The following is a 16,739-nucleotide window of genomic DNA, read 5'->3' as shown; positions in this document are numbered from 1 at the left end:
TTGTTTGATATGGTCAAATGTTCCCTCATCCGCGCGCTGGTGGTCGCCGTCGGCATGACCGCTGCCGCTGTCGTCTCCTCTCCGGCAAATGCGCGTGTCGAAATCAACATCAACAAGGGCAATATCCAACCGCTTCCGATCGCGGTGACCGACTTCCAGGGCGACATGGGCGCGCAGGTCTCGCAAGTCATCGCCGCCGACTTGCAGCGGTCCGGTCTCTTCGCACCCATCAACAAAACTGCCTTCATCGAAAAGATTTCTAATCCCGACGCTTCGCCTCGTTTCGAGGACTGGAAGGTCATCAATGCACAGGCGTTGGTCACCGGCCGGGTTACCAAGGAAGCGGATGGCCGTCTTCGCGCCGAATTCCGCCTGTGGGATACTTTTGCCGGGCAGCAGATGACCGGTCAGCAGTTCTATACGCAGCCGGAGAACTGGCGCCGTGTGGCCCACATCATCGCCGATGCGATCTACAAGCAGATCACCGGCGAAGAGGGCTATTTCGACACTCGTGTCGTCTTTGTCTCCGAAACCGGCACCAAGCAGCAGCGCAAGCGTCAGCTGGCGATCATGGATCAGGACGGCTTCAATGTGCGCATGCTGACGGATGGCAGCGACCTCGTGCTGACGCCGCGCTTCTCGCCGAGCCGGCAGGAAGTTACCTACATGTCCTTTGCCAACCAGCAGCCGCGGGTCTATCTGCTGCAGCTCGAAACCGGGCAGCGTGAGGTGGTCGGCAATTTTCCCGGCATGACCTTCTCGCCGCGTTTTTCGCCGGACGGTCAGAAGGTGATCATGAGCCTGCAGCAGGACGCCAATTCCAACATCTATACGATGGACCTGCGCTCACGCACGACGACGCGCCTGACCTCGACGGCTGCGATCGACACTTCGCCTTCCTATTCGCCTGACGGCGCGCGCGTCAGCTTCGAAAGCGACCGTGGCGGAAAGCCGCAAATCTACGTGATGAACGCCGACGGCTCGGGCCAGACCCGTATTTCCTTTGGTGACGGCTCCTATTCGACGCCGGTCTGGTCGCCGCGCGGCGATCTCATCGCCTTCACCAAGCAGGCCGGCGGCAAGTTTTCGATCGGCGTGATGAAACCGGATGGTTCCGGCGAGCGCATTCTGACGACCGGCTTCCACAATGAGGGCCCGACCTGGGCGCCGAACGGCCGCGTGCTGATGTTCTTCCGCCAGGCGGCAGGCTCAGGCGGTCCGCAGCTCTACTCGATCGATCTGACCGGTTACAACGAGCAGCTCGTGAAGACGCCGAGCTACGGTTCCGACCCGGCCTGGTCGCCGCTGATGGAGTAGGCGATGCGCTGCTGCCTTCATGTCGTCCCAAAGTCATGGAATCGAGCGACCAAGGGACAAATCAGTAATTCGTTAACCATGATTTTTGAGGGGCGGTTAACCGAGTGCGGTTACTGTCCGGAAACCCTGATGAACCCGCAAGGAGACCGGCCATGAGCCGAATTCATACCCCGGCAATGAGCCGCATGCAGAATTTCGCCCGCAACCCCGTCATGATCGCGCTTGTCGCCGGCCTCGCCCTTGCGAGCTGCGCCAAGAAGCCGCCGAACAGCGCCGGCGATCTCGGCCTCGGCGCGGGCGGCGCCGGTGGCTCCGCGACGCCGGGCTCAGCCCAGGATTTCACGGTCAATGTCGGCGACCGCATCTTCTTCGATACCGACTCCTCGTCGATCCGCGCCGATGCTTCGCAGACGCTCGACCGTCAGGCGCAGTGGCTCGCCCGCTACCCGAACTACCAGATCACCGTCGAAGGCCATGCCGACGAACGCGGCACGCGCGAATATAACCTTGCGCTTGGTGCCCGCCGCGCGGCTGCCGCCAAGGATTATCTCGCTTCGCGAGGCGTTCCGGCGCAGCGCCTGAAGACGATTTCCTACGGCAAGGAACGTCCGGTTGCCGTGTGCGACGATATTTCCTGCTGGTCGCAGAACCGCCGCGCGGTCACGGTTCTCGGTGGCGCCGGCATGTAATCTGCCGATTTCGTTTGCTTTCGGAAAGGCGGTCCTCTCGGGGGCCGCCTTTCTTTTTGACCACACTTTGGCCAGACTCCGTTGCTTTTTGACAGCAATTGGAAAAATCTCCTGTTCGTGCCATCGAGGTGCGAAGAATCACTGGGACAGGACGATACATATGAAGAAACTTGTCGTGGCAGGCATGCTGTGCCTCGCGGCTGTGACCGGGAGCGAACGGGCGGCCTATTCTGCCTCGTTCTTTGGGCTGCATCTCGGTGGCCGGTCCGCGGAAAACCAGTCGGCGCCGCCTGTTGTCAAGGTGCAGAGCGGCGATGCCGAGGTTCGCGTGCAGCAGCTCGAAGAGCAGCTGCGGCAGCTGAACGGCCGGATCGAGGAGATGAGCTTCCAGCTGCTGCAGATGCAGGAGACGATCCGCAAGCAACAGGAAGACAATGAATTCCGCTTCCAGCAGCTGGAGAAAACCGGCGGCGCCGGCGGCGGTGCAAAAGCTCCTGTCAAAAAGAGCGAGACCGATACCGCCCCGGCGGCTTCCGGCGGCGACGACGTTGCCAGAGTGATCCAAGCACCGCAGGGAGCCGAAACGGCTCCCTCCACCAATGTGCCCAGCAATAGCGGCCTCGGCCAGCCACCGAAGGAGCTCGGCTCGATCGATTTCGATCAGAATGGCAATCCGGTCGGCGGAACCGTCGATAAAAATGCGGGCGTGGGCTCCGGCCCTGTCCCCGATGCCAATCCCGGCGCGCCGCAACAGACTGCCTCGCTCGGCGGCGAGGCCGATCAGTACAAGGCTGCCTATGGCCACGTCTTGTCAGGCGATTACAGCACGGCCGAACAGGAATTCACCCAGTACATCACCCGCTACCCGAGCAGCGCGCGGGCCGCGGACGCCAATTTCTGGCTCGGCGAAGCACTCTATTCGCAAGGCAAGTACAATGAGGCGGCCAAAACCTTCCTCAATGCACATCAGAAATACGGCACATCGGAAAAGGCGCCCGAGATGCTGCTGAAACTCGGCATGTCGCTTGCCGCGCTAGACAATACCGAAACCGCCTGTGCGACGCTGCGCGAGGTGTCGAAGCGTTATCCGAAGGCATCGCGTGCCGTCATAAGCAAGGTTGCGAGCGAACAGAAGCGCCTCGCCTGCTAAGGTCTTCCGGCATGTCTCCGGAAGGCTTATCGCCGCCAGAGGCGATCCTCCAGTTTCTCACGTCGCTTCAAAGCCCCGCACGCATTCTCGTCGCGATATCGGGCGGCAGCGATTCCACCGGCCTGCTTCTCCTTCTCGATGAAGCCGTGAAGGCCGTGCCGCATCTCAAAATCTCCTTATGCGCTGCGACCATCGACCATGCGTTGCGCGCCGGCTCCGCAGACGAGGCGCGAGACGTCGCAGCCCTCTGCACGTCGCTTGGCATTGCCCACACCATTATGACCTGGCGAGGCGACAAGCCGAAAACCGGCATCATGGCCGCGGCACGCGAGGCGCGTTACGGCTTGCTCGCCGAAGCGGCGGAAGCGTTTGGCGCCGATCTCATCGTCACCGGACACACACACGACGACCAGCGCGAAACACTTGCCATGCGCGGCGTGCGAACGGAGCAGGTTTCATCAGGCATTGCCGATGCGGTGCTCTTCGACCGGCGTTTCTGGATTTTGCGGCCGCTCCTCTTTTCCAGCCGGGCCGATATCCGTGCTTTCCTCAAGGAGCGGGGTGTGGGGTGGATCGACGATCCGAGCAATGAAGATGTGAAGTACGAGCGTGTGCGGGTGCGACGGCAGCTGTCGGCAGATGCAGATGCGGAGACGAATATTCGTGCCATCTGGGAAGAGCGGCTGGCTCTTTCGGCCGAGGGAGCGGAATGGCTGGATCGTCATTTCAGGCTTCACGGCCGCCTGCTCGGGCAAGTGATGCCTGACGGGTTGCGCCAGGATCGCGCCGTTCTCGACTATGCGCTCGGCCGCCTGACAGCGGTTTTCGGCGGACAGCCGTTTGCGCCGGGGAGGGTACAGATGGAGCGCCTTCTCTCCTTTGCCACCGGCGGGGAGCTGGGGCGGATGACCGCGGGAAGGGTGGTATTCGATCTCAGGCGAGACGGGCTTTATCTCACGCGCGAGAGCCGGGGGAATGTGCCGCTGGTGGTGAAGCCGGGAGAGGCGGGCGTGTGGGACGGGAGGTTTGAGGCGGTAAACAACTCGAGAGCGACCATAGGGATAGAGGCGCAGGCCGCGCGCTCCTCCCTCATTCCTGTGCTTGTCACAGGAATCCAGCCACGGCGCGTCCGCGCCGTGAATGACCCGGTCAGGGGAGAGTCTTCCGCGCCCAAGGACTTGGGCGCACTGGATTCCTGTGACGAGCACAGGAATGAGGGAGGAGAGGGCAGGGGCCTGCCCAAGGCCGCATGGAAACGCGCCATTGCCTCGGCGCCGGTTTTATCGGCAGAGGGAGTCCCTCTATCCCCAGAATCCGCCCGTCGGATCGACCTAACGCCCTATTTCGCACCCTTCGACCGCTTTTTGACACGATTTGATTTCATCTTTGCCAACAAGCTTTCGGCGGTTTTCGCGACGGCGCCCTATGCGAGGCCGCCTTTAAGAAGTATTGACGGAAAAACCATCTGACCTGGGGGATCGCCTTGGCAATCGCACGGCGCAACCCTATGTTAGAGAAGAATAAGACGGTCGCCATGAGGCGGCTGTTCCAGTGCTGGGGAGTTCAATGAACCCTAACTTACGTAACTTCGCCTTGTGGGCGATCATAGCGCTTCTGCTGATCGCCCTTTTCAGTATGTTTCAGACGGCGCCGGCGCAGACGGGCTCCCGCGAAATCCCTTATTCGCAGTTCCTGCGTGAGGTCGATGCGGGCCGCGTGAAGGATGTCGTCGTCACCGGCAATCGGCTGAGCGGAACTTATCTGGAGAACAACAACAACTTCCAGACCTATTCGCCCGTCATCGACGACAGCTTGCTCGATCGCCTGCAGGCCAAAAACGTTGCCGTCACTGCGCGTCCGGAGACCGATGGGTCCTCCGGCTTTCTGAGCTACCTCGGAACGCTGCTGCCGATGCTGCTCATCCTCGGTGTCTGGCTGTTCTTCATGCGGCAGATGCAGGGCGGCTCGCGCGGCGCGATGGGCTTCGGCAAGTCGAAGGCCAAGCTTCTCACCGAAGCGCATGGTCGTGTCACCTTCGAAGACGTCGCCGGTGTCGACGAGGCCAAGCAGGATCTCGAAGAAATCGTCGAATTCCTGCGGGATCCGCAGAAGTTCCAGCGTCTCGGCGGCAAGATCCCGCGAGGCGTGCTGCTCGTCGGTCCTCCGGGCACCGGTAAGACGCTGCTCGCCCGCTCGGTTGCCGGCGAAGCCAACGTGCCCTTCTTCACCATTTCCGGTTCCGACTTCGTCGAAATGTTCGTCGGCGTCGGCGCTAGCCGTGTGCGCGATATGTTCGAGCAGGCGAAGAAGAATGCGCCCTGCATCATCTTCATCGACGAAATCGATGCCGTCGGCCGTCATCGCGGCGCCGGTCTCGGCGGCGGCAATGACGAACGTGAGCAGACGCTGAACCAGCTGCTGGTCGAGATGGATGGCTTCGAGGCGAATGAAGGCGTGATCCTGATCGCCGCCACCAACCGCCCCGACGTGCTCGACCCGGCGCTGCTGCGTCCCGGCCGTTTCGACCGTCAGGTCGTCGTGCCGAACCCCGATATCGTCGGCCGCGAGCGCATCCTCAAGGTGCATGCCCGCAACGTTCCGCTGGCGCCGAATGTCGATCTCAAGGTTCTTGCCCGCGGCACGCCCGGCTTCTCCGGCGCCGATCTGATGAACCTCGTCAACGAAGCCGCCCTGATGGCCGCTCGCCGCAACAAGCGCGTCGTCACCATGCAGGAATTCGAAGACGCCAAGGACAAGATCATGATGGGCGCCGAGCGCCGCTCCTCGGCCATGACCGAGGCGGAAAAGAAGCTCACCGCTTACCATGAGGCCGGTCACGCCATCACCGCGCTGAACGTCGCCGTCGCCGATCCGCTGCACAAGGCGACGATCATTCCGCGCGGCCGTGCACTCGGCATGGTCATGCAGCTTCCCGAGGGCGACCGCTACTCGATGAGCTACAAGTGGATGGTTTCGCGCCTCTGCATCATGATGGGCGGCCGTGTCGCTGAAGAACTCACCTTCGGCAAGGAGAACATCACCTCGGGTGCGTCCTCCGACATCGAGCAGGCGACTAAGCTTGCCCGCGCCATGGTGACGCAATGGGGCTTCTCCGACCAGCTCGGTCAGGTTGCCTATGGCGAGAACCAGCAGGAAGTCTTCCTCGGCCACTCGGTTTCGCAGTCGAAGAATGTTTCGGAAGCCACCGCGCAGAAGATCGATAACGAAGTGCGCCGCCTGATCGACGAAGCCTATACGCAGGCGCGCACGATCCTGACTGATAAGCACGACGAATTCGTCGCGCTTGCCGAAGGTCTGCTCGAATACGAGACGCTGACCGGTGAAGAGATCAAGGCGCTGATCCGCGGCGAGAAGCCGTCCCGTGATCTCGGCGATGATTCGCCGCCGAGCCGCGGCTCGGCCGTTCCGAAGGCCGGCGCGCGGCCTGCCGCCAAGGGCGACGAGCCCGAAGCCGGCCTCGAACCGCAGCCGCATTGAGCGGCTGGCATCATCTTGAACAAGGCCGGATTTCCCCAGCGGGAGATCCGGCCTTTTCTATTGGTAACGGGATATAATCATTTTTCTTGCTAATTTACGTGCCGATCGCCGCATTTTGTGGCATTCCGCTGAATTGAGGCAAGCGTGAATCACGCTCCTGGATTGACGACATTCCATGGAAGCCGGATTCGCTTGGAACGGTGCGCTGCCTTGAATGGCGCGCGGAAAGCGCAGGAGTGCAGATGAAGAGACGCTATTTCGGAACCGACGGCATTCGCGGCCAATCCAACGTCTTCCCGATGACGCCGGATCTCGCCATGCGGGTCGGCATTGCCGCCGGTACGATCTTCCGCCGCGGCAACCACCGCCACCGCGTCGTCATCGGCAAGGATACGCGCCTTTCCGGTTATATGCTTGAGAACGCCATGGTCGCAGGCTTTACGGCCGCCGGCCTCGACGCCTTCATTCTCGGCCCGATCCCGACACCTGCCGTCGCCATGCTGACGCGCTCGCTGCGCTGCGATATCGGCGTGATGATCTCGGCTTCGCATAATCCTTACGAGGATAACGGCATCAAGCTTTTCGGTCCTGATGGTTACAAGCTTTCCGACGACCTCGAGGCCGAGATCGAGGATCTGCTCGAAAAGGACCTGAACGCCCAGCTTGCCAAATCCGATGACATCGGCCGCGCCAAGCGCGTCGACGGTGTGCATGACCGCTATATCGAACATGCCAAGCGCACGCTGCCGCGCGACGTGACGCTGCAGGGTCTGAGGATCGCCATCGACTGCGCCAATGGCGCCGCTTACAAAGTGGCGCCGGCCGTGCTCTGGGAGCTCGGCGCCGAGGTCGTTACCATCGGCAACGAGCCGAACGGCACCAACATCAATCTCAATTGCGGCTCCACCAGCCCGGTCGCGCTGCAGAAGAAGGTCGACGAGGTGCGCGCCGATATCGGCATCGCGCTCGATGGCGATGCGGACCGCGTCATCATCGTCGATGAAAATGGCTCGATCGTCGACGGCGACCAGCTGATGGCCGTCATCGCCGAGAGCTGGGCCGAGATCCAGCAGCTGCGCGGCAACGGCATCGTCGCCACCGTGATGTCCAATCTCGGCCTCGAGCGCTTCCTCGACGAACGCGGCATGGCGCTTGCCCGTACGCGGGTCGGCGACCGCTATGTCGTCGAGCATATGCGCCAGCACAATTACAATGTCGGCGGCGAGCAGTCGGGCCACATCGTGCTTTCGGACTACGGCACGACCGGCGACGGTCTGGTCGCAGCGCTGCAGATCCTGGCCGCGGTCAAGCGGACCGGCCGGACTGTCAGCGAGGTCTGCCGCCGCTTCGAGCCGGTGCCGCAGCTCCTGCGCAACGTCCGCATCAGCGGCGGCAAGCCGCTGGAGGATATCCAGGTGCAGAAGGCGATCGCCGATGCCGAAGCCGAGCTCGCCAAAAACGGCCGCCTCGTCATCCGCCCCTCGGGCACCGAGCCGCTGATCCGCGTCATGGCCGAAGGCGACGACCGCGCCCAGATCGAACGCATCGTCAACGAGCTGATCGGCACGATCTCGAACGTGCGGACTGCTGCCTGATTCTTTGAAGACAGATCGGGCTCGGCGACAAGCTTGGCGGGTCTCGGAGGATGGGCGACGTCCTCTCTCCGTCCTCATCCTGAGGCGCCCCGAAGGGGCCTCTAAGGACGAGGCCGGCCACTGGTGTACTATCCAATAATTCGGATGGCTGTGACTGCGCAGCCAACCGCCCCCCGTCGTTCGAGGCCCCTACGGGGCGCCTCAGGATGAGGGCTGATCGTGCCGTGTGGCTAATGGGCGTGCTTTGCTCGTGAGGTTTCGTTCGACGCCATGCTCTACGGCAGAAGATCTAGCGCAAGGATCAACCCAGCCCACCCCTCATCAATTTATCACCCGCCGGATGACGATTGTATGTCGTGACGCGGCCAGATGAAGATCACGGGAAGAGTTGGTTCGTTATCCAGCCAAGGTCTCGTCAGGGCGTCTTCTCAAAGACTTACCGCAGCAATCCATGTTTCCTCTACCTGAAGCTTCAAGATCTACGGTAAATAATCGTGGTTAAGCAGCTTTTAACGTTTCCCATTCATTATCCATCCGAAGCGTATCAGTCTGGCAGCGACTTGAAGCCTGCCGACCCAACGGATTTTGGAGTGGGATCCATGAAAAGAAGCTTGTCCGGCATCTTCGCCGCATTGTTGATCGCGACACATGCCTATTCCGCGGACCTCGCCCCCGCTGAGCCTATCCCGGAGCAGCCGCCCGAAGTGGCGGTCAGCGAAGCGACCGGCTGGTACCTGCGCGGCGATGTCGGCTATGCCTTTACCGATCTGCGCGGCGCCCGGTATTTCCAGGGCAGCAACGCCACCGAGGTCGATTTCGACGACGCTGACCTCGACGACGCATGGACGATCGGCGGCGGTGTCGGTTATCAGATCAATAGCTATCTGCGCACCGATCTGACCTTCGACTATCTGACGCAGGCTGATTTCAAGGGCTCGACGGTCGGGCAGTGCGGCTTCCCGCTGGTGGATTGCACGTCGAGCGACCGCTCTTCGCTGACGGCTTATACGCTGCTTGCCAACGCCTATGTCGATCTCGGCACCTATGGCTACGTTACGCCTTATGTCGGCGCCGGTATCGGTGGCTCCTACGTCAAGTGGAAGAACCTGCGCAACGTCGCCTGCGCCGATGACGGCAGCTTCTGCGACGATCAGGTCACCCATGGCGGCAAGGGCAACTGGCGCTTTACTTACGCCCTCATGGCCGGCGCCTCGGTCGACGTGACCTGCAACTTCAAGGCCGATGTCGGCTACCGATACCTGCATGTCGACGGCGGCAACATGTTCGGCTATGCCGAAAATGGCGGTCCGGGCCGCGACAAGGGGCTCAGCGCCCATGAAGTCCGCGTCGGTGGCCGCTATCTCTTCGGCGGATGCGCCCAGACGAGCTACGAACCGCCGCCGGAAATTCCGCTGCAGCCGGCGGTCTACAAGTAAGCTCAATTCGCGCCCATCAGAAAGCCGCCCGCCCGGGCGGCTTTTTGCTGCGTCAAGCGTGCCTGCGTCAAAATATCCTCTCTCTGCGACACTTCGATCTTGACTATGACGCCTGCTATCCATACACACGGCGGCGGGACACCCTTCCCCAACGAAGGGCTTTCTATCTGAGAGGATAGCATCATGGCGAAGACCGCAAAGCCGGACATCCGTCCGAATAATACTCATTTCTCTTCTGGCCCCTGCTCGAAGCGCCCCGGTTGGTCGCTCGACGCTCTTTCCGACGCGGCCCTTGGCCGTTCGCACCGCGCGAAGGTCGGCAAGAGCAAGCTCAAGCAGGCCATCGACCTTACCCGTGAAATTCTCGACGTGCCGCCGGATTATCGCATCGGCATCGTTCCGGCATCCGATACCGGCGCCGTCGAAATGGCGCTCTGGTCGCTGCTCGGCGAACGCGGCGTCGATATGCTCGCCTGGGAAAGCTTCGGCGCCGGCTGGGTCACCGATGTCGTCAAGCAGCTGAAGCTCAAGGACGTGCGCAGGCTCGAAGCCGGTTACGGCGAGCTTCCCGATCTCTCCGCCGTCGATTTCGACCGCGACGTCGTCTTCACCTGGAACGGCACGACTTCGGGTGTGCGCGTGCCGAACGCCGATTTCATTCCCGCCGACCGCAAGGGTCTGACGATCTGCGATGCCACGTCGGCCGCTTTCGCGCAGGAACTCGATTTCGCCAAGCTCGACGTCGTCACCTTCTCCTGGCAGAAGGTCCTGGGCGGCGAGGGCGCGCATGGCGTCATCATTCTTTCGCCGCGCGCCGTCGAGCGCCTAGTCACCTATACGCCCGCCTGGCCGCTGCCGAAGATCTTCCGCATGACCTCTGGCGGCAAGCTGACGGAAGGCATCTTCCAGGGCGAGACGATCAACACGCCGTCGATGCTCTGCGTCGAGGATTATATCGATGCGCTGGTCTGGGCCAAGGGCCTCGGCGGCCTGAAGGCGCTGATCGCGCGTGCCGATGCCAATGCCAAGGTCATCCACGATTTCGTCGCGGCCAACGACTGGATCGCCAATCTCGCCGTCAACGCGGAAACGGCCTCCAACACCTCAGTCTGCCTGAAGATCGTCGACAAGGACATCACGGCGCTGGATGACGTCGGCCAGGCGGCTTTCGCCAAGGGTCTGGTCGGCCTGCTGGAAAAGGAAGGCGTCGCCTATGACGTCGGCCATTACCGCGATGCGCCGTCCGGCCTGCGCATCTGGGCCGGCGCCACGATCGAGGCATCCGACATGCAGAAGCTGATGCCCTGGCTTTCCTGGGCCTTCGAAACACAGAAGGCGCAGCTCGCTCAGGCGGCAGCCTGACGTGATCGCATCCGGCTCCGCCATAGGGCGGAGCCTCGCATCTCTATTCATTCATCGCTGAACACTTTTGAAGGAGGCCACAATGGCACCTCGCGTTCTCGTATCCGACGAATTGTCGGAAACCGCCGTCCAGATTTTCCGTGACCGCGGCGTCGAAGTCGATTTCGAACCGCAACTCGGCAAGGACAAGGACCGTCTGCTCGACGTCATCGGCAAATATGACGGTCTCGCCATCCGCTCCGCCACCAAGGTGACCGAAAAGATCATCGAAGGGGCGAAGAACCTCAAGGTCGTCGGCCGCGCCGGCATCGGCGTCGACAATGTCGATATCCCGGCCGCTTCGCGCCGCGGCATCATCGTCATGAATACGCCCTTCGGCAATTCGATCACCACGGCCGAACACGCGATCGCGTTGATGTTCGCCGTCGCCCGCCAGCTTCCGGCAGCCGATACCTCGACGCAGGCCGGCAAGTGGGAGAAGTCGAAATTCATGGGCGTCGAGATCACCGGCAAGACGCTCGGCGTCATCGGCGCCGGCAATATCGGCTCGATCGTCTGCGCCCGCGCCATCGGCCTGAAGATGCATGTCGTCGCCTACGATCCGTTCCTCTCCAAGGAGCGCGCCGAGGAGATGGGCGTCACCAAGGTCGAGCTGGACGAGCTTTTCGCCCGGGCCGATTTCATCACGCTGCATGTGCCGATGACCGACAAGACGCGCGGCATCCTCAACAAGGAAGCGCTGGCAAAGACCAAGCCGGGCGTGCGCATCATCAACTGCGCCCGCGGCGGCCTGGTCGATGAAGCGGCTCTCGCCGAAGCGATCAAGTCCGGCCATGTCGCCGGTGCTGCCTTCGACGTCTTCGAGGTCGAGCCGGCCAAGGAAAGCCCGCTCTTCGGCCTGCCGAACGTCGTCTGCACGCCGCATCTCGGTGCCTCGACCACCGAGGCGCAGGAAAACGTCGCTCTCCAGGTGGCCGAGCAGATGGCGGATTACCTCGTCAAGGGTGCGGTCTCCAACGCCATCAACATGCCGTCGATCACCGCTGAAGAAGCGCCGATCCTGAAGCCTTTCATCCGCCTTGCCGATGTTCTCGGCGCCTTCGTGGGCCAGGTCACCGAGGAGCCGATCAAGGAAATCGAGATCCTCTACGACGGCATCACCGCCAACATGAACACACGGGCGTTGACGAGCGCGGTGCTTGCCGGCCTCATCCGCCCGCAGGTCGCCGACGTCAACATGGTTTCGGCGCCGATCATGGTCAAGGAAAAGGGCGTCGTGCTTTCCGAGGTCAAGCGCGACAAGACGGGCGTGTTCGACGGCTATATCAAGCTGACGGTGACGACCGAGAGCATGACGCGCTCGGTCGCCGGCACGGTGTTTTCGGATGGCAAGCCGCGCTTCATCCAGATCAAGGGCATCAACCTTGATGCCGATGTCGGCTCGCACATGATCTACATCACCAACACCGACGTTCCCGGCATGATCGGTTTCATCGGCACGACGCTCGGCGCTGCCAACGTCAACATCGCCAACTTCCAGCTCGGCCGCGACAAGCAGGGCGGTGACGCCATCGCGCTGCTCTATGTCGACGGCGAGGTGGATGAGGGCGTGCTCGCGCGGTTGACGGCCCACCAGGCGATCCGGCAGGCGAAGCTGCTTACCTTCAATATCGACTAATTCATGTCGCCGGGAAGTGTGCAGCGGTTCCCGGATAACGACATGCATAAACAAAGAGCTAAAGCGCGTCGCATGAATCAAGTTAACCGCGACGCGCTTTAAGTTTCTTCCTTCCAAGGAAAACAGCAAAACCCGGCGCTGGAAACGGCGCCGGGTTTTTGCTGCTGAGGAATGGAAGAACTCAGTGGTGCTTGCGTCGGCGGACGATCCGGCCGAGGCGGGCGGCGTCGTCCTGCGCCTTGGTGCGATGAAGAAAAGCGAGCCGGCTGCCGTCTAACCCCTGGAAGAATTCGTCCCAGGAAATCTCCTCCATCGGTTTCGAGGAGAAATCGACGCCGACGGTTTCGCTATCCCGGGCATCCTTGATCCGGGCGGGGTGGCCGCCGCGCTCCTCGATCCAGTGTCTGATCCTCGTATAATCCGCTGTCGTTCCGAACCTGGCCATCAAACCCTCCACAGTAATTCGATTGCGACATTCACGACCTGCAACGCATGATCGAGCGAAACGTTCCACAGCGGGTAAAATATTTTATCGAATGATTTCCGGCGAGCCGGTTCCCCGCTCAAGCATTCGTCATTTTGAAAATGGCGGCCGAACCGGCATAATTCACCTGGGCTGGAAGGAGGATGTTTATGAAAAGCTATTCATTCTCGATAATCGGACTGGCGCTCTTGACCGCCATCATCGCCAATCCGGGCATCGCATTCGCCTGCAACAAGCTGATCGGCACCTGAGCCGCACCCCCGCTTCCAAGGCGTGGCTACCGCTGCGCCTTGCTTTGCCAGGAACTCCAAAAACCGCTATCCGCGGCCGCCTCTTGCGTCCCGATGCAATCCTTTCTATATCGGTTCCTCATCGAGAAGGCGGCCGATCCCGCCTGATATCGGCAAATCCGCCGCAATTGCAGCGCAAGGGCGGATCGTGACCCACGCAGAATTTGGCACCACCGTTGAACACACTGGATTTTGACAAGCAGCCGGAAGAGACCCGTGTCGTCGTCGCCATGTCGGGCGGCGTCGATTCATCCGTCGTCGCCGGCCTTCTCAAACAGCAGGGTTACGACGTGCTCGGCATTACGCTGCAGCTATACGACCATGGCGCCGCTGTTCACCGCGCCGGCTCGTGCTGCGCCGGCCAGGATATCGACGATGCCCGCCGCGTCTGCGAAACGCTCGGCATCCCGCATTACGTGCTCGATTACGAGAAGCGCTTTCGCGAGACGGTGATCAATCCCTTCGCCGAAAGTTATGTTGCCGGCGAAACGCCGATCCCCTGTGTCTCCTGCAATCAGACCGTCAAGTTCGCCGATCTTCTGGCGACCGCCAAGGAACTCGGCGCCGATGCGCTGGCGACCGGCCACTATATCCGCTCGCGGCCGAACCCGTCGCCCGAGCATCCCGGCCGCCGCGCGCTGTATCGCCCGGCCGATGCCGATCGTGACCAGAGCTATTTCCTGTTCGCCACGACACAGGAACAGATCGACTATCTGCGCTTTCCGCTCGGCGGCCTGCCGAAGGCCGAGACCCGCAGGCTGGCCGAAGAGATGGGCCTCGTCGTCGCTAAGAAGGCCGACAGCCAGGACATCTGCTTCGTGCCGCAGGGCAAATATTCTGACATCATCACTAAGCTGAAGCCGAATGCGGCGCTCGCCGGTGAGATCGTCCATCTCGACGGTCGGATCCTTGGAACTCATGAGGGCATCTTACACTTCACCATCGGCCAGCGCCGCGGCATCGGCATCGCCACCGGCGAGCCGCTCTACGTCGTCTTTCTCGACGCCCGCTCGCGCCGCGTCATTGTCGGACCGAAGGAGGCGCTGGAAACGCACCGCGTTCATCTGCGTGACGTCAATTGGCTGGGCGACGAGACCCTTGCTCAGGCTGCCGGCGGTGACGGGTTTGCCTGCTACGCCAAGGTCCGCTCGACACGGGCGCCGGCACCCGCCGTGCTGCATGTCGACGCCACGGGCGCCTATGTCGATCTGACAGTCGGCGAGGCGGGCATCGCCCCCGGCCAGGCCTGCGCGCTTTATTCCGCACCCGGCGACGACGCCCGGGTCTTCGGCGGCGGCTTCATCGAGCGCTCCGAGCGCGAACCCTCGGCCGAGGCCTCGCTGAAGGCCCTGCTGGCCAGCCCCGTCGTCGCCTGAATCCAATAGGAGAGGGCGGGCGGCAAAGCGCACCGTTTTTCTCGATCATGCGCTTGACACAAAGCCGAAGCGCACCTTATAAGCCGCTCATCCCACGAGCCCGCAGCGCTTCGCGAGCAGGTATCGTTTGACCAGTGGCGGAGTAGCTCAGTAGGTCAGAGCAGAGGAATCATAATCCTTGTGTCGGGGGTTCAAATCCCTCCTCCGCTACCACACGTCCCCCCAACATTTCGGCCCGATCTCCAATCAATGCGGATAGGTGGCCGATCACCTCGGCTTCTACGCGGCCATCCGGCCGATCTCTGATGACGACGCTGTGGACGAGTTCGCGGAATGAGGTGAAGACCTCGGCGCCGGTGATGTCGTCGAGGTCGTTCAGTCTGGCCGCCAGATTTTCCACGGTTCGCTTATATTGGCCGAAGGCCTGCGGATGTAATTCGATGGCTGGAGACTGTGACACCGTTGCGAGCTGCGACTTGATGCGATCGCGCTCGCCCTCGAGCGGCTTATATTGCGCCTCTATGACTTCAATCGGCAGGACGCCACGGGTCAAAGCCTGCATCAGGCGATCGAGCTGGCCGTTCAGGTCGAGCAGTTTACGTTCCAGTGCCGCCCTATCCCGGACCGCGTCGGCGATCTCTGCGCGCCTTTCCTCCCGATAGACCCTCACATATTCGGCCAGCAGCTCGGGATGGGCCAGTTGTTCTTTGAGGCCGGAGATGACGGCGGCCTCGATCTTGTCGAGCCTGTAGCGGCGCTCATTGGTGCAGGCGCCGCTTTCGGTCGCGCGGCTGCAGCGGATCCTGATAGCGCCGCTATCCTTATGCCTGTCATGGATCGACATGCCGCCGCCGCAGTGTTCGCACCGCAGGATGCCGGAGAGCAGCCGCTTCGGCCGGCGCGTGTTGGAGATGCCGCCCTGCCTTGTGGCGCGGCCTTCGATGATAGCCAATGCGGTTTCGTAGGTTTCGTTATCAACCAGGGCCAGATGCGGCGCGTCGGCCTCCCGCCATTCTTCCTGCGGGTTCGGGCGGCTGACCCGCTTCCCGGTCTCAGGATCTCGCACCATGCGAATCCGGTTCCAGATGATCCGTCCGGTATACAGCGGGTTGCGTATAATGCCGTTCCCCCGCTGTGCCGATCCGCAGATCGTACTTGAATTCCAGGTGGCGCCTCGAGGCGGTGTTACTAGGTCGCGGTTCAAGGCGCCGGCGATCTCCCGAGAGTTCCGGCCGGCGATGACTTCCGCATAGATGCGCCTGACGATCTCAGCTTCGGGTTCATGGATTTGCATGACACCGGGCTGGCCAGGTGTCGGCCGATAGCCATAAGCCCGGCCGCCGGCATGACGGCCGTCCTTGATGACGCCAGTCATGCCGCGCCGGATCTTGTTCTTGAGGTCGGCCAGAAACAGGGTGGAAACGAGGCCGCGGATGCCGATCTGAATGGCGTCTGCGGCGCCATCATGCACGGCGATGATCTCGACGCCGGCATGCGTCAGCCGCTTGTAAATGCCGGGGAGATCCTCCTGGTCGCGCGAGAGGCGATCTAGAGCTTCGACGACGACGACGTCGAAGGCGTTGGCCTTGGCATCGTCCATGAGACTGAGTAATCCGTCTCGTCCGAAAATCGACGCGCCCGTGCGCGCTTTGTCGAAATAGGTTCTGGCGACGACGAAGCCGCTTTTGGCTGCGAATTCGCGGCAGAGATCGATCTGGTCGTCGACGGATCTGTCGTTCTGGAGATCGGTAGAGAAACGGGCATAGATTGCCGCTCGCTTGGACTGCATTCTTTTTCCTCGTTCTGCCGTCTGGCCGCCGCGCTGTCGCGCCGCGCGTCAGCTTTCGCCAAAGCGCGGACGAAA

The 16,739-nt window shown here is 61.9% G+C and carries 12 protein-coding genes and 1 tRNA gene; 11 read left to right on the top strand and 2 right to left on the bottom strand.

Features of this window, described 5'->3' with window-relative positions; all coding sequences use genetic code 11:
• Positions 1-9: 9 nt before the first annotated feature.
• The 9 genes from tolB to serA all read left to right on the top strand — a co-directional run bounded on the left by tolB (position 10) and on the right by serA (position 12,725).
• Positions 10-1,317, top strand: coding sequence for a Tol-Pal system beta propeller repeat protein TolB (gene tolB, locus AMK05_RS18605; RefSeq protein WP_064840604.1), 1,308 nt, complete (start codon positions 10-12; stop codon positions 1,315-1,317).
• A gap of 152 nt (positions 1,318-1,469) precedes the next feature.
• Positions 1,470-2,006, top strand: a complete 537-nt coding sequence (gene pal, locus AMK05_RS18600) for a peptidoglycan-associated lipoprotein Pal (protein ID WP_064840603.1) — start codon at positions 1,470-1,472, stop codon at positions 2,004-2,006.
• Between the two features lie 160 nt (positions 2,007-2,166).
• Positions 2,167-3,156 carry a tol-pal system protein YbgF gene (gene ybgF, locus AMK05_RS18595; RefSeq protein WP_064840602.1) on the top strand — a complete coding sequence of 330 codons (990 nt, stop codon included), beginning with the start codon at positions 2,167-2,169 and terminating at the stop codon, positions 3,154-3,156.
• Between the two features lie 11 nt (positions 3,157-3,167).
• A complete protein-coding gene (tilS, locus tag AMK05_RS18590; protein WP_064840601.1) occupies positions 3,168-4,625 on the top strand; it encodes a tRNA lysidine(34) synthetase TilS in 1,458 nt (485 codons plus the stop codon).
• Positions 4,626-4,722: 97 nt separating this feature from the next.
• Positions 4,723-6,654 (top strand): ATP-dependent zinc metalloprotease FtsH, encoded by a 1,932-nt coding sequence (gene ftsH, locus AMK05_RS18585; protein ID WP_003590353.1) that lies wholly within the window; start codon positions 4,723-4,725, stop codon positions 6,652-6,654.
• Between the two features lie 242 nt (positions 6,655-6,896).
• Complete coding sequence (gene glmM / locus AMK05_RS18580; protein ID WP_064840600.1) at positions 6,897-8,249, top strand: phosphoglucosamine mutase; 1,353 nt, start codon at positions 6,897-6,899, stop codon at positions 8,247-8,249.
• A 599-nt stretch (positions 8,250-8,848) separates the two neighbouring features.
• Entirely contained in the window at positions 8,849-9,685 is an 837-nt protein-coding gene (locus AMK05_RS18575; protein ID WP_064840599.1) for an outer membrane protein, read from the top strand.
• A 183-nt stretch (positions 9,686-9,868) separates the two neighbouring features.
• Complete coding sequence (locus tag AMK05_RS18565; protein ID WP_064840597.1) at positions 9,869-11,047, top strand: phosphoserine transaminase; 1,179 nt, start codon at positions 9,869-9,871, stop codon at positions 11,045-11,047.
• Between the two features lie 82 nt (positions 11,048-11,129).
• Positions 11,130-12,725 carry a phosphoglycerate dehydrogenase gene (gene serA / locus AMK05_RS18560; RefSeq protein ID WP_064840596.1) on the top strand — a complete coding sequence of 532 codons (1,596 nt, stop codon included), beginning with the start codon at positions 11,130-11,132 and terminating at the stop codon, positions 12,723-12,725.
• A 181-nt stretch (positions 12,726-12,906) separates the two neighbouring features.
• Here serA and AMK05_RS18555 read toward each other — a convergent pair whose 3' ends face one another.
• Positions 12,907-13,170: a hypothetical protein gene (locus AMK05_RS18555; protein ID WP_049735710.1), complete on the bottom strand. Its 264-nt coding sequence runs from the start codon at positions 13,168-13,170 to the stop codon at positions 12,907-12,909.
• A 505-nt stretch (positions 13,171-13,675) separates the two neighbouring features.
• Between AMK05_RS18555 and mnmA the strand changes: the two genes are divergently transcribed.
• The gene (gene mnmA / locus AMK05_RS18550) at positions 13,676-14,875 is read left to right on the top strand and encodes a tRNA 2-thiouridine(34) synthase MnmA (RefSeq protein ID WP_064840595.1); all 1,200 of its coding nucleotides are present in this window, start codon (positions 13,676-13,678) and stop codon (positions 14,873-14,875) included.
• Positions 14,876-15,011: 136 nt separating this feature from the next.
• Positions 15,012-15,088: transfer RNA gene (locus tag AMK05_RS18545), tRNA-Met, on the top strand.
• Here the strand turns inward: AMK05_RS18545 and AMK05_RS33470 are convergent.
• Positions 15,045-16,664 carry a recombinase family protein gene (locus AMK05_RS33470; RefSeq protein WP_082935722.1) on the bottom strand — a complete coding sequence of 540 codons (1,620 nt, stop codon included), beginning with the start codon at positions 16,662-16,664 and terminating at the stop codon, positions 15,045-15,047. The genes AMK05_RS18545 and AMK05_RS33470 overlap by 44 nt on opposite strands.
• Between the last annotated feature and the right edge of the window lie 75 nt (positions 16,665-16,739).

Source organism: Rhizobium sp. N324 (assembly GCF_001664485.1).
GTDB lineage: Bacteria > Pseudomonadota > Alphaproteobacteria > Rhizobiales > Rhizobiaceae > Rhizobium.
Note: the sequence above shows the minus strand (reverse complement) of the source record. Positions and strands in the feature narration are given on the sequence as shown.